At 58.0% G+C, this 23,841-nt stretch carries 17 protein-coding genes; 9 read left to right on the forward strand and 8 right to left on the reverse strand.

Annotated features, from left to right (window positions below; all coding sequences use genetic code 11):
- Position 1: 1 nt before the first annotated feature.
- The 6 genes from AC6I8A_RS11480 to AC6I8A_RS11505 all read right to left on the reverse strand — a co-directional run bounded on the left by AC6I8A_RS11480 (position 2) and on the right by AC6I8A_RS11505 (position 11,101).
- Complete coding sequence (locus tag AC6I8A_RS11480; RefSeq protein WP_497818516.1) at positions 2-2,605, reverse strand: nitrate reductase; 2,604 nt, start codon at positions 2,603-2,605, stop codon at positions 2-4.
- Entirely contained in the window at positions 2,602-6,669 is a 4,068-nt protein-coding gene (gene nirB, locus AC6I8A_RS11485) for a nitrite reductase large subunit NirB (RefSeq protein ID WP_497818517.1), read from the reverse strand. The genes AC6I8A_RS11480 and nirB overlap by 4 nt, the downstream gene beginning before the upstream one ends.
- Positions 6,670-6,679: 10 nt before the next feature.
- Positions 6,680-7,468: an ABC transporter ATP-binding protein gene (locus tag AC6I8A_RS11490; protein WP_217547516.1), complete on the reverse strand. Its 789-nt coding sequence runs from the start codon at positions 7,466-7,468 to the stop codon at positions 6,680-6,682.
- Between the two features lie 10 nt (positions 7,469-7,478).
- On the reverse strand, positions 7,479-8,351 hold the full coding sequence (gene ntrB / locus AC6I8A_RS11495) for a nitrate ABC transporter permease (protein WP_265297772.1): 873 nt from the start codon (positions 8,349-8,351) through the stop codon (positions 7,479-7,481).
- An 11-nt stretch (positions 8,352-8,362) separates the two neighbouring features.
- Positions 8,363-9,619, reverse strand: coding sequence for a CmpA/NrtA family ABC transporter substrate-binding protein (locus AC6I8A_RS11500; RefSeq protein WP_497818518.1), 1,257 nt, complete (start codon positions 9,617-9,619; stop codon positions 8,363-8,365).
- 261 nt (positions 9,620-9,880) lie between these two features.
- Positions 9,881-11,101 (reverse strand): nitrate- and nitrite sensing domain-containing protein, encoded by a 1,221-nt coding sequence (locus AC6I8A_RS11505; RefSeq protein WP_312182590.1) that lies wholly within the window; start codon positions 11,099-11,101, stop codon positions 9,881-9,883.
- Positions 11,102-11,585: 484 nt separating this feature from the next.
- Here AC6I8A_RS11505 and AC6I8A_RS11510 point away from each other — a divergent pair, with 484 nt between their 5' ends.
- From AC6I8A_RS11510 to AC6I8A_RS11545, 8 genes are all read left to right on the forward strand, one after another.
- Complete coding sequence (locus AC6I8A_RS11510) at positions 11,586-12,080, forward strand: SH3 domain-containing protein (protein ID WP_154156458.1); 495 nt, start codon at positions 11,586-11,588, stop codon at positions 12,078-12,080.
- Between the two features lie 84 nt (positions 12,081-12,164).
- On the forward strand, positions 12,165-13,379 hold the full coding sequence (gene icmH / locus AC6I8A_RS11515) for a type IVB secretion system protein IcmH/DotU (protein WP_256696650.1): 1,215 nt from the start codon (positions 12,165-12,167) through the stop codon (positions 13,377-13,379).
- Positions 13,379-15,493: a type VI secretion system membrane subunit TssM gene (gene tssM / locus AC6I8A_RS11520; protein WP_497818949.1), complete on the forward strand. Its 2,115-nt coding sequence runs from the start codon at positions 13,379-13,381 to the stop codon at positions 15,491-15,493. Before icmH ends, tssM begins: the two co-directional genes overlap by 1 nt.
- A 13-nt stretch (positions 15,494-15,506) precedes the next feature.
- Positions 15,507-16,205, forward strand: a complete 699-nt coding sequence (tagF, locus tag AC6I8A_RS11525; protein ID WP_497818519.1) for a type VI secretion system-associated protein TagF — start codon at positions 15,507-15,509, stop codon at positions 16,203-16,205.
- 33 nt (positions 16,206-16,238) lie between these two features.
- Positions 16,239-17,351 (forward strand): type VI secretion system-associated FHA domain protein TagH, encoded by a 1,113-nt coding sequence (tagH, locus tag AC6I8A_RS11530; protein ID WP_497818520.1) that lies wholly within the window; start codon positions 16,239-16,241, stop codon positions 17,349-17,351.
- Positions 17,348-18,124 (forward strand): PP2C family protein-serine/threonine phosphatase, encoded by a 777-nt coding sequence (locus AC6I8A_RS11535; protein WP_479487143.1) that lies wholly within the window; start codon positions 17,348-17,350, stop codon positions 18,122-18,124. Before tagH ends, AC6I8A_RS11535 begins: the two co-directional genes overlap by 4 nt.
- Before the next feature lie 13 nt (positions 18,125-18,137).
- Positions 18,138-19,088, forward strand: coding sequence for a hypothetical protein (locus AC6I8A_RS11540; protein ID WP_479487144.1), 951 nt, complete (start codon positions 18,138-18,140; stop codon positions 19,086-19,088).
- 66 nt (positions 19,089-19,154) lie between these two features.
- Positions 19,155-20,570, forward strand: coding sequence for a serine/threonine protein kinase (locus tag AC6I8A_RS11545; RefSeq protein WP_497818521.1), 1,416 nt, complete (start codon positions 19,155-19,157; stop codon positions 20,568-20,570).
- A 6-nt stretch (positions 20,571-20,576) separates the two neighbouring features.
- On the opposite strand, the gene AC6I8A_RS11550 is transcribed toward AC6I8A_RS11545, so the two are convergent.
- Positions 20,577-21,248 (reverse strand): gamma-glutamylcyclotransferase, encoded by a 672-nt coding sequence (locus AC6I8A_RS11550; RefSeq protein ID WP_176971707.1) that lies wholly within the window; start codon positions 21,246-21,248, stop codon positions 20,577-20,579.
- Positions 21,249-21,791: 543 nt separating this feature from the next.
- On the opposite strand from AC6I8A_RS11550, the gene chaA reads away from it, so the two are divergent.
- A complete protein-coding gene (chaA, locus tag AC6I8A_RS11555) occupies positions 21,792-22,877 on the forward strand; it encodes a sodium-potassium/proton antiporter ChaA (RefSeq protein ID WP_256696655.1) in 1,086 nt (361 codons plus the stop codon).
- An 84-nt stretch (positions 22,878-22,961) separates the two neighbouring features.
- Here chaA and kdsA read toward each other — a convergent pair whose 3' ends face one another.
- Positions 22,962-23,816, reverse strand: a complete 855-nt coding sequence (kdsA, locus tag AC6I8A_RS11560) for a 3-deoxy-8-phosphooctulonate synthase (protein ID WP_256696656.1) — start codon at positions 23,814-23,816, stop codon at positions 22,962-22,964.
- Positions 23,817-23,841: the final 25 nt, after the last annotated feature.

The following is a 23,841-nucleotide window of genomic DNA, read 5'->3' on the forward strand; positions in this document are numbered from 1 at the left end:
GTTACTGCGCCACGCGCAGAGATGAGAGCAGTTGTTTGAGCTCCGGAATACAGGAGCCGCAGTTGGTGCCGCATTTCAACACCGCGCCAAGCGCCGCCGGGGAATCACAGCCCTCGGCGATAGCCCGGCGAATCGCCACTTCTCCGACGCCAAAGCAGCTGCAAAGGGTTCGTCCGTGGCTGCCACCCTGCGTTGGTCGTCCACCTAACAGCGCATGTCGCTGCTGCGGCGAATCGGGCGGCTGGCTGAAGGCCTGCGCGATAAAGGGGTGATCGATTTCTGGCAGCCAGGGCGCGGCATAAAAGGCACATGCCAACTTGTCCTCGCGCCAGCCAAGCCAGTGCAATTGCTGTCCTGCCTGCGCCTGCTGCCATTGCAATGCGGACATGCCGGGCAGTTGCATCAGCCATTCGCCAGCATGAGCGTTGCCCGCCAGCACATAGCGCTGTACGCCGGGCTGCGGCGCACGCGACCAGTAGAGTAACGCAGGCGGCGTGATGATGTCCGGCAGCCACAGCCAGCCTTGCCACGTCGGACGCAGGGGTTGCAAACGCACCACTGTTTGTTTCAACGCTGGCTGAGCGGAATCGGGACAACAGGTGGCCGCGACTAATCCATCGACGTTGGCCTGCCCGCTGAACTGCCTTGTCCAGTGCATCGGCACAAAGAGTTGCCCGCGCTGCAGGCCGCTGTCGAGGGTCACGCGTCCGCTGTACCAGCCCAGCACCGACTGCACGCGCGTCACATCGCCGTGGCTCAAGCCGTGGGCCGCCGCATCCAGCGGGTTTAGCGCGACAAAGGGTTCATCGTAATGCTGCATCAGGCGCGACACGTTGCCGGTGCGCGTCATGGTGTGCCACTGATCGCGGATGCGGCCGGTGTTCATCAGCAGCGGATAATCATTGGTCGTGAGGGTTTTAATCGGCATCGCGGGCGGCAGCAGACGCGCTTTGCCATCGGCATGGTAAAAGCGGCGATCGGCAAACAGCCGCGCGGTGCCGTTGGGTGACGCGGCAGTGATCGGCCACTGCACCGGCGCTAACTGGTCATATTGCTCACGAGTGATGGTTGCCAGCGCGCTGATATCAAAGGCGCGCGTGCCGTGATTCTCAAAACCGGACAGCGCGGCATGCTCGGCGAAAATCTCGCATGGATGCTGCCAGGCAAAGGCCGCGCCAAAACCGAGCCGCTGCGCCACCTGCGCCAGCAGCCACCAATCTGCTTTGGCCTCACCGGCTGGCGCGGTAAAACTGCGCTGACGTGAGATACGCCGCTCCGAGTTAGTCACGGTGCCGTTTTTCTCACCCCACGCCTGCGCCGGAAGTAGCACGTCAGCAAACTGTGCCGTGTCGCTGTGGGCGCTGACTTCCGACACCACCACCAGCTCGCAATTCGCCAGCGCCTGCGCCACGCGGTTACCTTCCGGCATCGAAACGGCGGGATTGGTACCCATGATCCACACCGCCTTGACGTCGCCGCGTTCGATGGCGTTGAACAGATTTACCGCCGTCAGTCCCGGCTGCTGCGCAACACGATCGCTCCCCCAAAAGCGCGCAACACGATCAACCTCTGCTGCGCTAAAGCCCATGTGCGCCGCCAGTTGATTGGCTAAGCCGCCCACTTCACGGCCGCCCATGGCGTTGGGCTGTCCGGTAAGCGAAAACGGTCCGCAGCCCGCACGGCCGATTTTGCCGCTCAGCAGATGCGCATTGAGGATGGCGTTGTTGTTATCGCTGCCGGTTTGTGACTGATTGATGCCCATGCACCACAGCGTCAGCACGCGCGGTTGCGCGGCGAACAGCTGCCAGAACCCCACAATCTCATGCTCACTCAGCTGGCAAGCAGCGGCGACCGCCGCCACATCCCACGCCTCACAGGCCGCTAAGGTCGCCTCCACATTGGCCAGATGTGGCAACATGCTGGTATCAATACCCGCATTGCGCGCCAGCCAGTTCAGCAGCCCGGCAAACAGCGCGCTATCGGATCCCGGTTGCAGCGCCAGATGCAGGTCAGCAAGGTCACCGCTGGCCGTACGACGCGGATCGATCACCACCAGCTGCATCTCTGGGCGTTCGGCTTTGGCTTGCACCAGCCGCTGCCACGCCACCGGATGCGCCCATGCTGCATTGGAGCCGACCAACACCACGACATCAGCCTGTTCAAGATCGTCATAGCAGCACGGCACCGCATCGGCACCGAAAGCGCGTTTGTAACCCACCACCGCCGACGCCATACACAGCCGTGAATTGGTATCGATGTTGGCAGCGCCGATAAAGCCCTTCATCAGCTTATTGGCGGTGTAATAATCCTCCGTCAGCAGTTGACCGGAGCCGTAAAAGGCCACCGCCTGCGGGCCATGTTGATCGATGATGCGCCGGAAACCCGCTGCCACATGGTCCAATGCGGCATCGATACTGACGCGCTGACCATCAATCTGCGGCCAGAGCAAACGACCGTCATGCGTCAGGGTCTCGCCCAGCGCCGAACCCTTAACGCATAGCCGACCGAAATTAGCCGGATGCTGGCGGTCGCCGCTTACCGGCACATACAGGGCTTTCACCTCCACGCCACAGCCAACGCCGCAGTACGGACAGGTGGTTTTCATGAGGCCGCCGCCAGCGCAATAATCGGCTGAGGGCCGAGCCACACTTTGCCGCCCTCCACGCGCACCGGCCAGCAGCGCAGTTGATGGTCTGCGTTATCGAGGCTTTGTCCGTCGCGCAGCCGCACGCGCTGCTTGTAGAGCGGTGATATCACCACCGGCTCGCCCGCTACATCGCCGAGAATACCACGCGACAGCACGCTGGCTTGCGTGCCGGGCTCAATATCTTCCAGCGCATAAATCGCCTCGCCCAAGCGGAACAAGGCCACACGCTGGCCGCCCAGCCGCGCACCCATACCCGCAGACGGCGGGATAGCGTCGACAGGGCAAATGGCACTCCAGGGTTCTGCCGGCAACGTGGTGACCGGAATGCTGTCTGCTGTCGCTGGCTGACGCTGACCGCGCACCTGCACATAGTTGAGCGTCTCGTCGGGCTGCGCGCTGTTCACGGTGGCGGTAAACAAGGCGCGACGCGAAGGATCCTGCAGCGTGCTGTGCCATTCGCACTGATAGCGATCCACTACGCGCTGCATCTCCTGCTCCAGTTGCGCGGCCATGCCAAGTGAATCCTCGATCACCACCTGACGCAGATAGTCGAGTCCACCTTCCATGTTATCCATCCACACGCTGGTGCGCTGCAGACGATCGGCGGTGCGGACATAGAACATCAAAATACGGTCAACGTAGCGCAGCAGGGTTTCATCATCAAGATCGCTGGCAAACAGATCGGCATGACGCGGTTTCATCCCGCCGTTGCCGCAGACATACAGGTTCCAGCCTTTTTCCGTGGCGATTACGCCAATGTCCTTGCTCTGCGCTTCGGCGCATTCACGCGTGCAGCCGGAAACCGCCATTTTAATTTTGTGCGGTGCGCGCAGCCCTTTGTAGCGATTCTCTAATGCGATGGCAAATGCGGTGGAATCCTGCACGCCGTAGCGGCACCAGGTTGAACCAACGCAGGATTTTACCGTGCGCAGCGATTTGCCATAAGCGTGACCGGTTTCGAAACCCGCCGCGATTAAGTGTTCCCAGATATCCGGTAGCTGATCGAGCCGCGCACCGAACAGATCGATGCGCTGACCCCCGGTGATTTTGGTGTAGAGATCGTAACGGGCGGCTACTTCACCAATCGCAATTAACCCTTGCGGCGTAATTTCACCGGCTGGCACACGCGGTACCACCGAATAGGTGCCATCTTTCTGGATGTTGGCGAAGTAGCGATCGTTGGTATCCTGCAGCGGCAGATGTTCGGGCTTCAGTAAGTAGTCATTCCAGCATGATGCCAGCAATGATCCCACCAGCGGCTTGCACACTTCACAGCCCTGTCCACGCCCGTTGAGCTGCAATAGCTGCTCGAAGGTGGTGATGTTGCCGACGCGGATCAGGTGATACAGCTCCTGACGTGAGTAGGCAAAGTGCTCGCAGATATCCTTCTTCACTTCCACGCCCTGGCTGGCGAGCTGGAACTCCATCACCTGTTTGACTAATGCGCTACACCCACCGCAGCCGGTCGCCGCTTTGGTGCAGCTTTTGATCGCCGCCATGTCACCGCAGCCGCCCTGCACCGCGCCGCAAATGTCCGCCTTGCTGACGTTATGGCACGAGCAGATTTGCGCGCTGTCTGGCAACGCGGCGACGCCCGGCGCTTTAGCCGGCGCTCCCGCTAACTGAGGCAATATGAGGCTCTCTGGCTCTTCCGGTAGCGGTAACTGATTTAGCATCATCTGCAGCAGGCTGGCGTAATCTGCGCTATCGCCCACCAGCACGCCGCCAAGCAGCGTTTTGCGATTTTTGCACACCACCAGTTTTTTGTAGATGCCCTTTGGATTATCGATCCACTGATAGCTTTGGCTGTCAGCGGTACGCCCGTGCGCATCGCCAAAAGAGGCCACTTCCACGCCGAGCAACTTCAGTTTCGTGCTCATGTCGGCACCGCTGAACGCCAGCTCTTCCTGCGCCAGCTGCGCCGCCAGTACGCGCGCCATTTGATACCCCGGCGCAACCAAACCGAAAATTTGCCCTTGCCACAGCGCGCATTCGCCAATCGCATAGACATCTGCGGCGCTGGTGGCGCAAGCGTCGTTGATCAGAATGCCACCGCGTTCGCCCAGTTGCAGTCCAGCGGCGCGCGCCAGTGCATCGCGCGGACGGATGCCGGCTGAAAATACCAGCAGGTCCGTTGCCAGCAGGCTGCCATCGGCAAAACGTAGTTGCAGGCTGCCATCCGGCAGGCTTTCAATCGCTTCAGTTTGCTTGCTGGTATGAACTTGTACGCCCAGTGCGCTGATTTTGCCGCGCAGCATATGCGCGCCGCCGTCATCCAACTGCACCGCCATCAGACGCGGCGCGAACTCCACCACATGGGTTTCCAGACCGAGCTGTTTCAATGCGTTGGCGGCTTCCAGTCCGAGCAGCCCGCCTCCAATCACCACTCCGCGCGTCGCCTTTCGGGCACAGTCAGCAATCGCATCCAGATCGGCCAGTGTGCGGTATACAAAACAACGCGCATGATCGTGGCCAGGAACCGGCGGTACAAACGGCACCGAGCCGGTCGCCAGCACCAGTTTATCCCAGCTCAATTCCGCGCCGCTGGTATCACGCAGGCTGCGTTTTGCACTGTCAATTGCCAGCACTTCACAACCGCTGCGCAGTTCGATGCCGTGTTGCTGGAAGAAGTTATCGCTGACCAGTGACAAATCGCCCGCACTTTTGCCGTTGAAGTATTCGGTAAGGTGCACGCGATCGTAGGCCATCTGCGGCTCATCGCCGTATACCACGATGTGATAGTGCTGATGCAGTTCACGACTCACCAGCTGTTCGAGAAAATGGTGGCTGACCATGCCGTGTCCAACCACGGCGAGAAGAGGTTTGCTCATCATCTGGCTTCCTGCAGCGCTTGGCTGCGTTGTGTTGTCGTCAAGACCGAACAGCGCGTTAATGCCCACCTGCGCGGCCTGTTGAAGTTGCGGTAGCAGCGTGCCTGCCGCCTGGCTGTCGCCAAACATCAGCACGCCGCGCAGTGCGCCATCGCGCAAAAACAGACGGCGATAGTGCTGGTGCAGCGGGTCAAAGCTGCTGATGGCGTCGCCTTCGCGGATATCGCCCGCACTGAACATCTCTATGCCGCTGACTTTCAGCCGCGTACCGTTTTCCTGGTAGTGAAAGTCGGCCACGGGTTCACCCGCCAGTTGTGCTGCCAGTACGGCGGCCTGCGCCAGGCAAGGCGCAATCAAGCCAAAGGTTTCGCCGCTGATTTCGCAGCACTCGCCGAACGCATACACATGCGGTAGCGCGGTCTGCAGTTGACGGTTAACCAGAATGCCGCGCTGGCAAGGCACGCCCGCCGCCTGCGCCAACGCGATCTCCGGCTGCACGCCGATGGCGATCACCACCTGTTCCGCCGCGATAATCGCGCCGTCGCTGAGCGTGACGCTTTCCGCGTCAATGGCCTGCAAAGAGACGCCGAGCCGACAGCGAATACCGCGCTGTGTCAGATGCTGCTGCAAAAGCGCACCCGCTTTGGCATCCAGCTGGCGATCAAGCAGCCACGGGCGATGATGCAGCAGCGTGACGTCACGTCCACGCTGACGCAGCGCTGCTGCGGCTTCCACACCAATAAATCCTCCGCCCAGCACCACCACCGGACCTTGCTGCGTTAGCATGGTTTCCACGTCTCGCACCGTGCGAAAACCCTGCACCTGTGGGCGATGGATGCCGGGCATTTCCGGCATGCGCGGCCTCGAACCGCAGGCGAACACCAGCTTGTCCCAGTGCAGTCTGCGCTGGTCGGTTTGTACTGTGCGCGCAGGGATATCCACCTGCAGCGCCTCTTCACCCATCAGCAGTTGCACTTGATGTGCCGCATACCATTCGGGCGCGTGGAGCACCGTGTCAGCAAAGGCTTTTTCGCCCGCCAGCACCGGCGACAGCAGCACCCGGTTGTAATTGCCGTGCGGCTCACGGCCAATCACCGTGATGGCGTAGCGACCCGGCGCACGTTGCAGCAAGGTTTCCACCATGCGCATCGCCGCCATGCCGTTACCGATCACTACCAGTCGCTGCACCATGGTTGTCCCCTTACGCCACAGCCGTTTGCTTTTCATACAGGAAATGCAGAATCCGTTGGCGCAGCTGGTGATAACGCGGCTCGTCGGCCAGCGCTACCCGTGAACGTGGACGCGGCAGGTCGATGTTGAGGATGTCACCGACCTGCGCGGCGGGGCCGTTGGTCATCATCAGCACGCGATCTGACAGCAACACCGCCTCATCGACATCGTGCGTAATCAGCACGATGGTGGTGTTGAGCTCCTGCTGGATGCGCATCACGCTGTCTTGCAGATGAGCGCGCGTCAGTGCATCCAGCGCGCCGAACGGTTCATCCAGCAGCAGCACACGCGGCTGCATGGCCAGCGCCCGCGCAATACCGACACGCTGCTTCATGCCGCCGGAGATCTCCGACGGACGCTTATGCAGCGCGTGACTCATCTGCACGCGATTGAGGTTGTGTTCGATCCACTCGCTCATCTCACTTTTGCTCATCTTTCCTTTGAACACTTGCTGCACCGCCAGCTCCACGTTTTGGTAGGCGGTCAGCCACGGCAACAACGAATGGTTCTGGAACACCACCGCACGCTCTGGACCGGGACCGCTGATTTCGCGGTTGTCACACAGCAACACGCCGCTACTCGGCTGTGTTAGCCCGGCGATCAGATTGAGAAGCGTGGACTTTCCGCAGCCGGAGTGACCAATCAGGCTGAGGGTTTCACCTTCATGGATATCAAAACTGACGTTATCGAGGGCGAGGAACTCGCCGCCTGCGGTATTGAAGCGCTGGCTGACCTGCTGTACGCGAATAATTGGGTTCATCATCGGCTCCTTATTTATCCCAGCTAAAGCGGCGTGCCAGTAGCATCAGCGCCTGTTCGAGCAGTAACCCGACCACGCCGATCACCACGATGGCGATCAGGATGTTTTCCACATTGAGGTTGTTCCACTCGTTCCAGATCCAGAAACCGATACCGAGCCCACCAGTGAGCATTTCCGCAGCGACAATCACCAACCACGCGATGCCCATCGACAAACGCATGCCGGTTAACACCGCGGGCAGCACCGCCGGGAACAGAATGCGGCGCATCACTGTCCACTCATTGAGCCGCAGCACGCGCGCCACATTGAGATAATCCTGCGGAATTCGCTGTACGCCTTCGGCGGTGTTGATCACCATCGGCCAGATGGAGCAGATGAAAATGGTCCAGCTTGAGGCCGGTTCAGCGCGCTGGAACAGCAGCAGGCCAATCGGTAACCAGGCAAGCGGACTGACCGGACGCAGCAACGCGATGATCGGGTTGAGCATGTGCGCGATAAAGGTAAAACGGCCAATCAGGAATCCGGCGGGAACGCCCACCAGTGCCGCCAGACTAAAGCCGATTGCCACCCGCTGCAGCGAAGCGACCACGTTCCAGCCGATGCCCTGATCGTTAGGCCCGTTGTTGTAAAACGGATCGGCAAACAGCGTGACGGCGGCTTGCCAGGTGGCGTACGGCGTGGGGAAGCCTTTGCTCGACATTGAGGCCAGTTGCCAGATAAACAGCAGCAAAATCAGGCCACAACTGGCGGGGATTAGCCGCTGCAGCAGAGGACGGAGCCAGCGTTGACTTCGACGCGGTGCGGGCGTCACCTTGAGCGCAATCACCTGCGCGGGTTGCGCGGCGATCGGCGCGGCATCTAGCGTGCGTGCTTCAGATTTCATCATGACCTCACTTAACTGCGTTTAAGGGCAAAACTGTCGGCATAAGCGGCGGGATTGCTGCCGTCCCACACCTTGCCGTCGAACAGCGTGCTGCTGCGCATCTCGCCGGCTGGGACGCTGATGCCGCCCACCGCGCTGGCGGCCTGTTTGTAGATATCAATTCGGTTGATCTGACGTGCCACTGCTGCGTAATCAGGCGCGGTTTGCACCATGCCCCAGCGCTTCATCTGCGTCAGGAACCACATGCCGTCAGAAATCCACGGGAAGCTCACTTCACCGTCGCGGAAAAAGCGCATACCGTGCGCGTCCTGCCAGCGCTGACCGAGCCCGTTTTCGTACTGACCGAGCATGCGCCCTTCCAGCGTTTCCACTTTGGTGTTGATCCACGCGCGCCCGGCCAGCACCTGCGCGGTCTCTTTGCGGTTAACGTCGGAGGCATCGATCCAGCGCGCGGCGTCCAGCACGGCGGCGGTCAGCGCGCGGGCGGTATTCGGGTTCTCTTGCACCCAGGCGGCGCGCGTGGCGAGAATTTTTTCCGGATGATCCGGCCAGATTTGCTGCGTGGTCGCGGCGGTAAAACCGATGTTGTCGCTGATGGCGCGCTGATTCCACGGCTCGCCAACGCAGAAGCCACTCATGTTGCCCATCTTCATGTTCATCACCATTTGCGGTGGCGGGACCACCACGGTGCGCACATCCTCAAACGGGTCGATTCCAGCGTTGGCCAGCCAGTAATAGAGCCACATGGCGTGCGTACTGGTTGGGAAGGTATGCGCGAAGGTCAAGCTGCCTTTCGCTTGACTGGCGATTAACTTTTGCAGGCCGGCCGCATCGGTGACTTTCTGATCTTTAAGCTGATTCGCCAGTGTGATGGCCTGCCCGTTGTTGTTGAGCGTCATCAGGTTAGCCATCTCATGCTGAGGCCCGGCAATGCCCAAATGCAGACCATAAATCATGCCGTACAACGCGTGCGCGGCGTCCAACTCACCAGCGGTGAGTTTGTCGCGCACTGCCGCCCAGCTGGCTTCTTTACTCGGTTGCAGCGTCAGGCCATATTTTTTATCGAAGCCTTTTACTGAGGCCATCACCACAGGCGCGCAGTCGGTGAGCGGAATAAAGCCGACGCGAATGTTGCTCTTTTCGGGCGCATCGGAACCGGCAGCCCACACCGCATTGCGTAATCCCGGCAGTAAATAGCTGCCACCGACCACCGCGCTGCCCAGGAGAAATTGACGTCGTGACACCGTGAACCGCGTTTTGCTCATCATGCGCATCCCTAAAAAAAGAATAAAAAAAGGCGTCCTCCCGCATGTCGCAAAAACATGGGGCCGGACGCCTTTATCCAAAGCACTCGCTTCACCGCCGTTGGCGAAACAAATGCGCAATGTCTGTAAGGTAATGCAAAGCCTGTGCCAAAAATATCAGGCCGTTTTATCAAGCCTGGCGCTACAAATGCGCGGAGGGTGCGTCATTTTTGCACTGCGCTGACGCACCCTACGCACAGGGTTTGTGCAGCTACCTCCTTCGGGTTATGCCCTGAGCGTGGCGGCAACCGCCAGCACTGCCTGGGCAATTTCCAGCACCCGTTTGTTCTGGTTCATGGCGCTTTTACGCAGCGCCTGCCACGCATCCTGCTCGCTGAAACCGTGCTGCTGCATCAACCAGCTTTTCGCCTGATCGATAATTTTGCGTTCATCCAGTGAAGCGCGCATTGAGGCGAGTTCATCAGCCTGCGTCTGCAGACGCTGCGACTGCTCACGGATCAACGCCAGCACCGAACGCCCGAGTTGGGGCGCAAGGCCATTGCTGTCCAGCGTGGTTTCAGCGCCTGACAACCAGCTGGCACCCGCGACATAGAGCGAAAAACTGGCCTCTTCTCCGATGGCAATCGGCGGATGTTCGCTGTGCTGGGCAGCCGCAATCGCACACTGACAGCGGTGCATCAGCGTCGCGCACAGCGTATCTTCGATCTGTTTCATCTGATCGAGACGCGAGCTGAGCAGACTAAACCACTGCAACACGCCATTTTCACCGCACTGTGCGCCGGTGCAGGCGATGCGTCTTAGCCGCTCAATCTGGCTGCCGGCATCGGCTATCGCCTGCCAGCGTTGCAGATTTTCCGCATCACAAAATTGGCTGAAGGTCGCAAAGCTTTGCTCCTGCGCAGCGATTAGCACTTGGATGCGCTGCCGTTGCGTCTCGGTAAATGCACCGGCAGCGAAGCCCGCCGATCCGGTGGCGCGCTCCTGTCCGGCCAGCTCTTTGCCTTGCATAAAGCTAAATAGCGCGATTAATGCACGCGAGATGTCCGGCTCACTGGCGGTGTCCGCCGCTTCAAAGACCAGATTCAGTAAGGTGCAGATGATGTGATTAAACGCCTCCATCGCCTGCGCCTGCGTCACGGTGCGGCTGTGTACTTGCTGACGCAGCGCCGGTAGTCCGTCCAGCGCCTGAAGCGCAGTCGCGATCAACATGCAAAATCGGCTATAGCCGGGTTGCGCCTCTGCTTCTGGCAGCACCGCCATCGCACTCTGCTCACGCAATTCAACCTCGGCCGCGCGCTGTGCCAACTCTTCGCCAAACAATTGACCAGCTGAGCACAGCCAGATATTGCTGGCTCCACGTTCACGCTGCAGCACATGGATCAATTCACTGATGGCGGTAATCTGTTCGCCGGTTCGCAACAGCCGTTGCAAACTGGCTATTTCGCTGGCACGGCTGGCACGCAGATAGTTCAAAGCCCGATTCATTGTTTTCTCCAGCGGTTTAGCGGAGTAAACCGAGAATTAAGCAAAAGCCATGCCGTGCTGCGTTTAAAAATGGCAGAATTGAGCCCGGAAATTCCGAAATTACGAAAATTGTTTCGTTGGGCAATCTTTTTTACTTATCATAAATAGATTAATCTTATTTACCATTTTCGTTTGGCACTAACAGTGACCAAATGTCGTTGCGCATCCGCGCATCGCTAACTGCGACAAATAAATTAACTAAGCTTATCTATCACCGTGACTATGTGTTTTATATCATCGGCCTGCGCTGCTTTTTCGCCCGCTAGCATGGGATTTCTCATGGTGCAATGGTTTGAATTCTCAAAAGTCTTAGGTAGACTTAGTTCAGCACTATCTTTCTGTAATCTGTCTGTTTTTTTGATGGCTTTCTCGCTGCCTAATCTGCCTGCCTTAAAGGCTCGTGCCGCAGATTACTCTGCAGCTAATCTGATGAAATTTGAGGATCATGGTGAATAAGAGTCTCGTGCTTGTGTTGCTGGCGGTGTTAAGTTTGGCTGCGTGTAAAGCGCCACCGCCACCCGTCACTGATGACACGCTGGTAACCAGTGAAGTGAATGGCGTCCAACTGGTTCATCGTCATGCGGTGGCAGCACCTGGCGAATTCACGCCGGTCAATGAGAGTTATCGCGCGCTCTATGCGGCATCCGTGATGACCACGCCTGATTTTGGTGGCAAGGTAGTGCGCTATCTTGATAACGCCAAACCGTTTGAAGTGCTGGGCCGCGTTGAACACAGCTGGCTGGCGGTGGCCGATGAGCCTAACGGCCAGTTAATTGGCTATATTCCGCCGAAAGCGGGCGTAGAGAGTAGCCGTTATGACGCGACCATTCGCAGCGATCGCCCGCGTCCTCGCCGCAACAGCAAACAGGTCTGTGTGGCCGTTGGGGGCGCCAGTAAAGCTTGTCGCACTAACGATACCGCGACCTGGATTTTAGATTGATAATGCAATTCGGCGCACAATGCCCGCAGCAGCTTTCGCCGTGCGGGCTGTGATTTTCGCCCTTGCCTGGATAACCAAGATTTAATGACTCAGGATTCCCTTGCTCGCGATGGCATTGTCGCGGGCAATGATAACCTTTTGCTTAATGCCGCAGCACCTATCCTGAATGCCGTGGTACGTATACGGCAGGCCGCTACGCATGACGATCCTGCCGGATTGCGCCAATTACTGATCGAAGAGATCCGCCAATTCGAACAGCGCTGCAAACAAGCGGGCTTACCTTTTGAGATGATCATTGGTGCGCGCTACTGCCTGTGCAGCGTGCTGGACGAAGCGGCGGCACAAACGCCGTGGGGCACGCGCGGCGTGTGGTCCGGTAACGGCATGCTGGTCACTTTTCATAATGAAAGCTGGGGCGGCGAGAAAGTGTTCCAGCTGTTATCGCGCGTTTCACAGAGCCCGCAGCAGCATTTGTGGTTGCTGGAACTGATCCACTATTGCCTGTTGCTCGGCTATGAAGGTCGCTATCGCGGCAGTGACAGCGGTCGCGCGCAATGTGAAGCGATCCGCAAACGCCTGGCGCAACTGATTAATGAGCATCGCCCGTCGAGCGCCAATCCCGCTGCACCGCTGGTGGAAGTGCATCCGCTGGTTAGCACCCTGACGCGTCCAATGGTGCCGCTCTGGGCATGCGTTACCTTAGCCACGCTGGTGGCGAGCTTGATTTACAGTGGCCTGAACTGGCGACTCGGCAACGCCGCCGAACCATTGTTGCGCACCATCTATCAAACCCCGCTGCCACAAATCACGCCAGGCCGTCGTCCTACTTCCCCTCAAGCGCTGCTCGATCTGCATCAACGTCTCAATGATGTGATTGCCGCCGGACAGCTGGAAGTGAGCGATGGCGCGTTCGGCAGCAAAGTGATTATCCCCGCTGACAAACTGTTCTCCAACGACGGCACGGTGGTGAATCAGGTCGGTCGTGCGCTGCTGGCGCATGTGGCCAGTGCGATGAAAACCGTGAAAGGCACGGTTTTGGTGTCGGTGTATACCGACAACAGCCCGGTCGATGGCCGTTTCGCCTCCAGCTACGAATTCTCCTCTGCCCGCGCACGTGCCATCACGCAGTTGCTCAATCCGCAACTCGCCGAAGGTCACAGTGTGAAAGCGGAAGGTCGCGGCGACAGCAATCCGCTGCTGCCGAATGACAGCAATGAAAACCGCGCCCGCAACCGTCGGGTGGAAATCACCCTGTTTGTGACACCGGAAACCCTCGGCAATCATCAGGGAGGCCAATGATGCGCGCATCACTGCAACATCTGTTAACCCATCGCCTGCTGTGGAGCCTGATTGGCGTTACGGCACTGAGCTGCGTGCTGTGGATGCTCGGACCGCTGTGGAGCTGGGGCGATACGCGCCCGCTCGAGCCAGTGTTGCCGCGCCAGTTAGCGGTCGGTCTGCTTTATCTGCTCTGGCTGCTGTTCCAGTTTATCCCTGCACTGTGGCGCGGCTGGTTTAACAGCAAGCTGCTCAACCGTTTGCAGCAGATGAGTCAGGAAGAGTTATCCGATCGTCAGGCCACCGAAACCCTGCTGGCGCAGCGCTTCAGTGAAGCGGCGCTGCGTTTAAAGCGTACCCAGTTTGGTCGTCGCCATCAGCAGAGCTGGCTGGCACGTTTTCAAAGTCATTACCTTTATCAACTGCCGTGGTACGTGATGATTGGCGCGCCGGGCGCCGGTAAAACCACTGCGTTACTCAATGCAGGCCTGGAATTCCCGCTCACCGACAGCCTCGGTAAAGCAGCGATTCGCGGCGTGGGCGGCACGCGCCATTGCGACTGGTGGTTTACCGATAGCGCGGTACTGATCGATACCGCCGGGCGTTACGCCCTGCAGGAGAGCCAGCGCGCGCGCGACGGCGCGGAGTGGCAGAGTTTTATCAATCTGCTGAAGCGCTATCGTACCCGCCAGCCGATTAACGGCGTGATCATGACCATCAGCGTCTCCGATCTGCTCACCGATTCAGCCGAAGCGCGTCATGCGCAGGCCAGCGCGCTGCGTGAGCGCATGGCGGAGCTGCATCAGCACACCGGCATTCACTTCCCGGTTTACGTGATGGTGACCAAAACCGACCTGCTGAAAGGATTTATGAGTTTCTACGGCAGCCAAAGCAAGCCGCAGCGCGATGCGATTTGGGGCTTTACCTTCCCGTGGGAACCGGGCAAACCGCACAAAGATGACTGGCATCGTAGCTTCAGCCAGCAATATCAGCACTTAGAGCAGCGTTTACAGCAGCAGTTGGCCGAGGTGATGGCAGGTGAACGCGATCTCACCCAGCGCGCCGACAGCTTCCTGTTCCCGCAAGAGTTCAGCTCGCTGCGTCCGCTGCTGAATGAGTATCTTGATGTGGTGTTCTCCAGCCATCAGGAGCCGATCGCCTGGTCGGCGCGCGGTCTGTTCTTCACCAGCGGCACGCAGGAAGGTTTACCGTTTGACCGCATCATGGGCGAGCTGAACCGCAAACTTCAGCTGCCGCACACCGGCGAAAGCAGCCTCGCGGCCTGGGATAGCGTTAATCGCAGCAGCCCCATTCCCGGCAATAAAGGACAGAGTTTCTTTATCCGCGATTTGTTGAGCGATTTGGTATTCCGCGAAAGCGGTCTGGCGGGCAGCAATCGCCATTGGGAATACCGCAACCGCCTGTTCCATTGGATTGGTTATGGCGTGCTGACCGGCGCGCTGCTGCTGCTCTCCTGTTTGTGGCTCACCAGCTATATTCAAAATCAGCGTTATCTCGATCAGGTTGCAGAGCGCATTGGCCCAATCGCCACGCAAAGTCAGCAAGTGATCCATCAGCCCGCCGATAATATTTTTGATCTGCTACCCTTCTTAAACAACCTGGTGAAACTGCCGCTCTCCGAGCGTTTTTCTCTCGACAATCCACCGCTTACCATGCGCGTTGGGCTGTATCGCGGCAACCAGGTCAGCGATGCGGCGTGGGCGCTTTATCAAAATGCGCTTAAGTCTTTACTGTTGCCGCGCGTGGCACAGCAGATCACGAATTTGCTGCGTGACGATCCGGGTACCGATAACGAATACAGTCGCAATGCGCTGCGCGCTTATCAAATGCTGTATCAGCCGCGCAATTATGACGGCGAGTTCCTGCGTGGCTGGCTGATGCAAAACCTGCAGCGCACGCTACCGGATGATGTTAGCGCGCGTGATTTGCAGCAGCTCGACTGGCATCTGAGCCAGCTGCTGGATCAACAAATTCAGTCTTCGCCCTATGCGCGTGACAACGCGTTGATGATGCGCAAGCTTGCGGAGAATCTGAAAAATGCCGGTGACAGCAGCAACACGCTGGCGATTGCGCCGCACGTCGTTTCGCAGCGATTGACCAGACACAGTGAGTAATGGTGAGGTAATCATGCCGACACACACTGCGCCGGGCTGGTACGGCAAGTTACCGGCTACCGGCGATTTTTTGCGCCAGCGTCTGAGCGAAAATACCGTGACGCCGTGGAGCCACTGGTTTCAACAGGGATTGACGCACTGGCATCAGCAACCGGATGCCAGTCCAGCACAGTTTTTACGTGCGCCGGTGTGGAATTTTGTGTTACCGCTTTCGCCGCTGCGTCAGCAGGTGCAGATGGGCTGCCTGCTGCCCTCGTACGATCGCGTGGGCCGCAGCTGGCCACTGTTGGCGCTGCGCAGCTTCCCGCTGAGCCGCTGGCACAGCGCGCAGCTGGCAATGTCCGGCGACTGGTTTCAGGAGCTGGGCGCGCTGCTGCTGCACGCGGTGCGCGATCGGCTCAATCCCGATGCGCTGGAGCAGCAGATGCAGCGTCTGTCGCCGCTGCTGGTGCCGGATACGCAGCGCAGCGACATCATGGATGTGATTGGTTTTGATGATTTGCCCTGCACGCTGAGCTGGCGTGAAGTGGCTGACAGGTTCGATCCGCAGCAGCACATGAGCTACTGGTGGAGTAATCGCAGTGACGGTTTTAGCCATGCCACGCATAAACACAGCGGCCCGCTGACTGCGCAACTTTTTTCATTATTGTTTAACCCGGCGTCTGGTGCACAGCCGGGCCGCAACGGCCTCTATCCACCGATGTTTGAATAGGCCGTGGCGTTTGCCTTGTTAACGGGATGACTCATGCAATTTACCATTGTGCAGTGCAATACGGATGTGCCCGCCAAGACGGTAGCCTTCAAACCGCCCGGCGGCACCATCGGCCGCAGTCAGGATAACGATCTGGTGCTGCCTGACGAATCGCGCGCCATATCGCGCTTGCAGGCGCTGGTGCACCTTTCGCCAGAGGGTGAGTGTCGCCTGACCAATCAGGGTAGCGTCACGTCGGTGGTATTGAACGGCGTCGCGCTGCAACGCGGCTCGCAAGTGGCGCTGCAGGATGGCGACACGCTGCAAATTGGTGAGTACGGGCTCGAAGTGCGCGATCCCAACAATCTCAAAACCCGCCAGGACGATCCGCTGGCGTTCTTTGCCGACAGCAGCGATGACCCGCTCGGCATGATGCAGGAGCCCGAGGTGATTCCCGAGCCGGTGGCGCGTCAGGAACGTCGCAACGATCCGCGTCTCGCCATCGATCCGCAAAGCGATGCGCCGACGCTGCCCGCCACCTTGCCAGGCGTCTCTCAGGACAAACTGATTGCCGCGTTGCTGGAAGGCATGGGACTGAACAATGGCCACCAAACCACCATCACCGAAGATCAGATGCGTGTCACTGGCCGCATGCTGAGCCTGTTTTCGCAAGGCACCGTCGCCCTGCTCTCCTCGCGCTCGATTCTCAAGCGCGGCGTGAAAGCCGACATGACGATGATCCTCAATGAGGCCAATAACCCGTTTAAAATTCTGCCGTCCGGTAAAACCGTGTTGATGCAGATGTATCAGAGCCAGATGCCGGGCTTTATGCCGCCGGAACCGGCGGTGCGTGATGCGCTGGTGGATTTGCAGGCGCATCAGCTGGGGATGATTGCCGGCATCCGCGCGATTATCGCCGCCATGCTGCAATCGTTTAACCCGCAGCGCTTAGAAGAAGAAGCGCGCAAAGATGGCGTGCTGCCCAAAATGGCGTTTAGCACCGGACGGAAAGCGGCGCTGTGGGATTACTTCTCTCGCCACTATCAGCGCACCGCTGGTGAAATTGAAGATGACTTCCACACGTTGTTCGGCGAAGCCTTCCTGCATGCCTATGATATGGAAGTGAATCAATACAAAGATTCTCAAACGCGGACCGAAGACGCATGAAGATGATGTTTGCCAGCCGCTGCCAGCAAGGCATGCGTGACGAAAATCAGGATCGTACCGGCGCCGAGCTAGACGACCAAAAAGCCTGTTTTCTGGTGTGCGACGGCGTGGCCGGTTTGCCTGGCGGTGATATGGCAGCGCAGCTGGTGCGCGATACGCTGCTAACGCAGTTACAGCACCACGACACTTTCACTCCTGAAAGCACCCGCGCCGCCATCGAACATTGCCAGCAGGTGCTGATTGAGGCACAGGGAAACAATCCGAATTTTTCCCAGATGAGTACCACGCTCGCTGCGCTGTTTATCGACCGTGAAAAACAGCTCGCATGGTGGGCGCACGCAGGCGACAGCCGGGTTTATCACTTCCGTCATGGGGTGCTAAATCAGGTGACGCGTGATCACAGTTTGGCCCAGCAGTTACGCGAGGCGGGCTATGAAAATACCGGCATTAACAGTAATTTACTCTATAATGCGCTCGGTGTTGATCCGGCCCGTCCGGCCACCTTTAGCGAGGTGATTACGCTGGCCGATGGCGATGCGTTTTTAGTTTGCAGCGATGGATTCTGGCTCAATCTCACCACCCACGAAATGGAACTGGCCCTGCGCATGGTGAATGCCTGCGAAGAGTGGCTGACTTTGATGGAACAAGCCGTTAACCGCAGTGTAAAAAGCGACAATCTCAGCGCTCTGGCAGTCTGGATTGGCGAACCGCAGGAAGCGACGCTGCTTTATTCCCAGGCTGATGCGGCACGTTTTCTGCCGTCACGTTATTGATCCAAGGATTCTTATGAAAGTGTGGTTGACGGGCTTCGCAACCCTGTTGCTGGCCGGAAATGCGCAGGCAGAAGATTATCGCGTGGTCTATTCACCGAGCCTGTCATTGGAAGTCTACATTGATGACGTGGCGAGCAAAGCGCCCAACGACTGGTGCAAAGAGACGCTGCCGCTGCGCATTGTTTCGGGCAAAAGCACCGACTCCAGCGTCCTGACCAGCTTCCTGCCACGCGTTGGTACGCTGCTGGCCAATCAGTGTGGCTTGCTGGATGAGCTGCCATGGCAGATGACCAATAAAGAGGGCAGCGTGCTGGCTAACGGCAGCGCGGCCAAATTACAGAACTGGCGTCCCATCGTTATAAACGATGCCACGGCCAGCGCAACGGCCAGGAATGCCGCGCCGCTCGATCTCTCGCGCCCGGCGGATAGCACGCCGCTGCAGCATTTTGCCTTGCCGGGCGGCTGCCATTTCCGTACCTGGTGGGATGATAAAGGTGAATCGCTGTTTATCCCGGATAACCCGAGTCAGCACTGCTCAACCGAAGGCTGGCTGGAAGGCCCGAGCGAAATGACGCTGATGATCGACGGTAAAACGCGCAATACGGCACTGAATTTCTATCAGGGCTACCCGATTGCAGATTTGAAACTCGGCGGCCCGCCGTTGGAAGTGGTCTCGGTGAATAACCAGCGCATGATCGTTACGCGTCCGGATGCCGATGATAGCTGGTTAGTGCTGCCGTTTGATGCACAACAGCATGTGTGGCGCTTCAGCGGCACACTTCTGGTGAAGATGGACAAAACCGCCGAACAGGACAGCGATGTGCTGAAGAAGCGGGTTGAGACGTTACGCGGCGTTTGGTCGCCGCAATTTATGCCACAGCAAAAAGTGACTGTGTTACTGATTGACACCCTGCATGCGGATCTCGCCGATCCGGCGATTGGTGCCTGGCGTAACATTAATTAATTAGCGGTCGTTGCCCGCCGTCATCGTGATGACGGGGCGCTACAGGACGTGTTCAGAGAGTTCACTATGTCGGCAAACGAAAACCATACACCTAATGCCCTGCCTGCGGGCTACCGGTTTAATGAATTTGAAATCAAGGAAGTGATTGGCGGCGGCGGCTTCGGCATTGTTTATCGTGCCTGGGATCATCAGCTGGAACGCACCATCGCCATCAAAGAGTACATGCCCGTCTCGCTGGCGGTGCGTGCGGCGGATATGTCGCTGGAACTGCGCGGAGAGCGTTTCCATAAGCTGTTTACCGCCGGTCGCAATAGCTTTATTCAGGAGGCGCGCCTGCTGGCACGCTTTAATCATCCCGGTTTGCTGCACGTCTTGCGTTTCTGGGAAGAGAACGGCACCGCCTACATGGGCACGCTCTATTACAGCGGCATGACGCTAAAAGAGTGGCAGATTACCAGTCCGGACAGCATTGATGAGGGCTGGATCCGTCGTCTGCTGCCGCCGCTGTTTGGTGCCATCGATACCATTCACGCCGCCGGTTATCTGCATCGCGATATCTCGCTGGATAACATCCAGATTCAGGAAAATCAGCTGCCGGTGCTGCTCGATTTTGGCTCGGCGCGCAAAGAGATCGGCAACCTCTCCGATGAAACCGAGATCATGCTGAAGCCCGGCTTTGCGCCGATTGAGCAATACAGCGAAGAAGGCGAGATAGAGCAAGGTCCGTGGACCGATATTTATGCGCTGGGCGCGGTGCTGCACAACTTGATCACCGGCCATGCGCCGCCGGTGAGCGTGGTGCGCTGCATTGAGGATAACTATCAGCCGTTGGTGGAGCGCAAGCCGGAAGGCTATTCGCTGCCGCTGTTGCACGCCATTGACTGCGCGTTGGCGATGAAGCCGGAAGATCGTCCGCAAAGCATTGATGCCTTTGCCAGCTTGATCGATCTGCCGGTGAGTGATGTCGAAGCGCTCTCCACCACCATTCCTGTCGTAGCTGAACAGGTTGTACCGGCGGAGCCGATGGTGGCAACGCCGGAACCGCAGGTGTTGGCGGTCAATCATACCGCTGCCGCGGTTGAACCCTTGACGCCGCGCAACGTGCGTCGTTTGTCGCCAGGTTTAGTGGTGGCCGCCGCGATTGCGGTGTTGGCGGTTGTGGTGGTGGTGTGGAAAGCGAATCGTCACAGCGAAGTACCGCCGGTGGCCGCGAGCACCACGCCAACTGCACCTGCCGCGCCAGCCAATACTGTGGCGAGCAGCGCACCGACGGTGGCGACGGTTTATCTGCGTTTGCAGGCGGGTGAGAATGTGATGCTGAATGGCGAAGCCCGGGATGTGAAGCCCTCGAGCAGCGGGTTTGCTTCACTGAATCTGGCGGCGGGGAGCTATCGCATTGAAGTGCGTAATGGCAACCAGGTGCATACCCAATCGCTGACCATCGATAAGCCGGGAACCTGGCTGATTAATCCAGCGCAGTAATGCACATTAGCGCGCTGCTGAATGACTCTGCAGCGCTCTGACCTCTGCCGCCAGGCGCGTCAACGCCGCTTCCTGCATCCCACGTTTGCCCAGCTCTTGCTCCAGCGCATAAAGATATTGTGCGTTGGTGCCGAGCGGCCCGCTGGCCTGGGCAATCAGCGGCGCGATGGTGCTGCGGCATGAGTCGGTTTCATACAGCGGATGACGCGGATCCATAATGAACACCAGCGCGGTGACGTTGCGTCCATCCTCCAGCTCCAGCTCACACCAGGTTGGCAGATAGCAACCGGTGATCATTTCACGCTTCCACAGCAGCTCCAGCTCATCATGCAGACGCGATTCCGGCAAGCGGAATGCCAATCCGCTGGTGGAACCACCCTCTTTCAGCGCCAGCATGCGGCCAGGCGCGGTGACGGTGCCGCGACCGGCGATCAGACGCAGACAAAACGCACGGTGCCAGCCCTCTAATCGGCCTGGCGCCACTTCGGCTGCTTCAAAAATCGGATTCCACATCAGCGAGCCGTAGCCAAAAATCCACACCGGGCTTTGATCAGGACGACAGGCCAGCGTCGCGGACAGCGATGCCGCACGCTTTTCACAGCTCCAGAACAGCGCTTCATCAATATCGCCAAACGATGTTTTACAATCTGCTTTTAATAAAAATTCCCGCGTTAACACTGTGGTCTCCTCTACTTCGCTGACATCTTGCCGGTGTGGTTCCTTAAAACTGATGTCTACAGGCGACGCGCATTGCATCGTCTTAAGAGAAGACATTAATTCATTTTTAACAAAACATTCAAGATTGACCCCGATCACAAAAGGGAAATTCTGTGTAAAGAGCATCGGCTGCCTGGCGAGGAACTTCAATACTGGAAGGAAAAGTGCGAGGCGGGCCAAAAAAATCCGCATAAAGTGCCACTTTTACTGGAGGAATGGATTTAAGAGAGTTAAACCTCCATAAGCCGCATTAAACAGGGCAATTATCCAGACCAATCTCATCTTTAATTTAGTGTATGACTGATGCAACATAATGAATACAGGCGTTAATCCAGCGATAACAGGCTCTTTTGCCGTGTTATATATAATAATCGCTTTTGGTAAAATCGCGTAAAGTCACAGCAGCACAGTTGTTGAAAAGTTACACTGCGTTGCGTCAGAAAACTCATTATATTTCTCAGGCAATGATTGCCTGCTTTGTACTTTTTCCGGAGAGGATGGTAAATGCCTGGACATGAGAAAACCCGCCATACCGAGTACTCACTGATTTTCCCCGTTGCTGCGCTGGCGGTACTGAGCTTCTTCGGTAACCAGACAGCGCTTCTGCCGGTTATCGGCATCAATCTGCTGGCATTAGTTGCCATTCTGTTTAGCGCGTTCAGCGTGGTACGTCACGCTGACGTTCTGGCACACCGTTTGGGCGAACCTTACGGCTCGCTGATTCTCAGTCTTTCCGTCGTCATTCTCGAAGTGAGCCTGATCTCAGCGCTGATGGCCACCGGCGACGCCGCGCCCGCGCTGATGCGCGACACGCTCTACTCGATCATCATGATTGTGACCGCCGGTTTAGTGGGCTTTGCCCTGCTGCTGGGCGGGCGCAAGTTTGCCACGCAGTACGTTAATCTGGCGGGCGTTAAGCAATATATGATCGCCATTTTCCCGCTGGCGATTCTGGTGCTGGTGTTTCCCAACGCGTTACCCGGCGGCAACTTCACTACCACCCAGGCGCTGATTATCGCAGCGATTTCCGCCGCGATGTACGGCGTGTTCCTGCTGATTCAAACCAAAACGCACCAAAGCCTGTTCGTTTATGAGCATGAAGATGATGGCGACGATCCGCATCATGGCAAGCCTTCTGCGCACAGTTCAGTGTGGCACACCGTATGGCTGATCGTGCATCTGATTGCGGTTATCGCCGTGACCAAGATGAACGCCAATCCGCTGGAGAGCCTGCTGACGGAACTGAACGCCCCAGCGCAGTTCACCGGCTTCCTGGTCGCACTGTTGATCCTGTCACCGGAAGGATTGGGTGCGATTAGAGCGGTGCTGATGAATCAGGTGCAGCGCGCAATGAATCTGTTCTTCGGTTCAGTGCTGGCGACCATTTCACTGACGGTGCCTGCGGTGACTATTATCGCTACCCTGACCGACCAGCAGTTGGTGTTTGGTCTTGAGCCGCCGCAAATGGTGATGATGAGCGCCGTGCTGATTCTGTGCCACATTTCGTTCTCAACCGGCCGCACCAACGTGTTGAACGGTGCCGCGCATCTGGCGCTATTTGCCGGGTATTTGTTGACGATTATGCTGTGAGTGCCAGGCCGCCATGAATGGCGAGCCTACGTACATCAACAAGAAAAAAGGCGCCATCGGCGCCTTTTTCACATCTGAAAACAATCAGTTGCTGGTGTCCAGCGCTGGGAAGCTCTTCACCAGATCGTCAATCGCTTTCATCTGCACCAGGAATGGCTCCAGCTTATCCAGCGGCAGCGCCGATGGACCATCGCATTTCGCGCTGTTTGGTTCTGGATGTGCTTCGATGAACAAGCCAGCAATGCCCACCGCCATACCGGCACGCGCCAGCTCAGCCACCTGGGCACGACGGCCGCCAGACGCAGCGCCGAACGGATCGCGCGTTTGCAGCGCGTGGGTAACGTCGAAGATCACCGGGCTATTTTGGGTAACATTCTTCATCACGTTGAAGCCAAGCATATCAACAACCAGGTTGTCATAGCCGAAGTTGCTGCCACGATCGCACAGGATGACCTGATCGTTACCGCCTTCAACAAACTTATCATAGATGTTGCCCATCTGGCCTGGGCTCACAAACTGTGGCTTCTTCACGTTGATGACCGCGCCGGTTTTCGCCATCGCCTCCACCAGATCGGTCTGACGGGCGAGGAAGGCCGGCAGCTGAATCACATCAACCACGTCAGCCACCGGCTGCGCCTGCGATGCTTCGTGCACGTCGGTGATGATTTTCACGCCGAAAGCCTGCTTCAGCTCCTGGAAAATCTTCATGCCCTCTTCCAGGCCTGGACCACGATAGGATTTGATTGAAGAGCGGTTGGCTTTATCAAAAGAGGCTTTGAATACGTAAGGGATGCCGAGTTTGTCGGTGACCTTAACGTAGTGTTCGCAGATGCGCATGGCGAGATCGCGCGATTCCAGCACGTTCATGCCGCCGAAGAGAACGAATGGCAAATCGTTTGCGACCTTGATATCGCCGATTTTCACTACTTTCTGTGTCATGCCCTTTCCTTTCCTTTTATCGGGT

It is taken from the genome of Pantoea sp. X-Soil-ISGK-275, assembly GCF_059730795.1.

Coding starts and splice junctions, on each gene's coding strand:
- AC6I8A_RS11480 (WP_497818516.1), bottom strand. CDS start 2,605: ATGAAAACCACCTGTCCGTACTGCGGCGTTGGCTGTGGCGTGGAGGTG.
- nirB (WP_497818517.1), bottom strand. CDS start 6,669: ATGGTGCAGCGACTGGTAGTGATCGGTAACGGCATGGCGGCGATGCGC.
- AC6I8A_RS11490 (WP_217547516.1), bottom strand. CDS start 7,468: ATGAACCCAATTATTCGCGTACAGCAGGTCAGCCAGCGCTTCAATACC.
- ntrB (WP_265297772.1), bottom strand. CDS start 8,351: ATGAAATCTGAAGCACGCACGCTAGATGCCGCGCCGATCGCCGCGCAA.
- AC6I8A_RS11500 (WP_497818518.1), bottom strand. CDS start 9,619: ATGATGAGCAAAACGCGGTTCACGGTGTCACGACGTCAATTTCTCCTG.
- AC6I8A_RS11505 (WP_312182590.1), bottom strand. CDS start 11,101: ATGAATCGGGCTTTGAACTATCTGCGTGCCAGCCGTGCCAGCGAAATA.
- AC6I8A_RS11510 (WP_154156458.1), top strand. CDS start 11,586: ATGGTGAATAAGAGTCTCGTGCTTGTGTTGCTGGCGGTGTTAAGTTTG.
- icmH (WP_256696650.1), top strand. CDS start 12,165: ATGACTCAGGATTCCCTTGCTCGCGATGGCATTGTCGCGGGCAATGAT.
- tssM (WP_497818949.1), top strand. CDS start 13,379: ATGCGCGCATCACTGCAACATCTGTTAACCCATCGCCTGCTGTGGAGC.
- tagF (WP_497818519.1), top strand. CDS start 15,507: ATGCCGACACACACTGCGCCGGGCTGGTACGGCAAGTTACCGGCTACC.
- tagH (WP_497818520.1), top strand. CDS start 16,239: ATGCAATTTACCATTGTGCAGTGCAATACGGATGTGCCCGCCAAGACG.
- AC6I8A_RS11535 (WP_479487143.1), top strand. CDS start 17,348: ATGAAGATGATGTTTGCCAGCCGCTGCCAGCAAGGCATGCGTGACGAA.
- AC6I8A_RS11540 (WP_479487144.1), top strand. CDS start 18,138: ATGAAAGTGTGGTTGACGGGCTTCGCAACCCTGTTGCTGGCCGGAAAT.
- AC6I8A_RS11545 (WP_497818521.1), top strand. CDS start 19,155: ATGTCGGCAAACGAAAACCATACACCTAATGCCCTGCCTGCGGGCTAC.
- chaA (WP_256696655.1), top strand. CDS start 21,792: ATGCCTGGACATGAGAAAACCCGCCATACCGAGTACTCACTGATTTTC.
- kdsA (WP_256696656.1), bottom strand. CDS start 23,816: ATGACACAGAAAGTAGTGAAAATCGGCGATATCAAGGTCGCAAACGAT.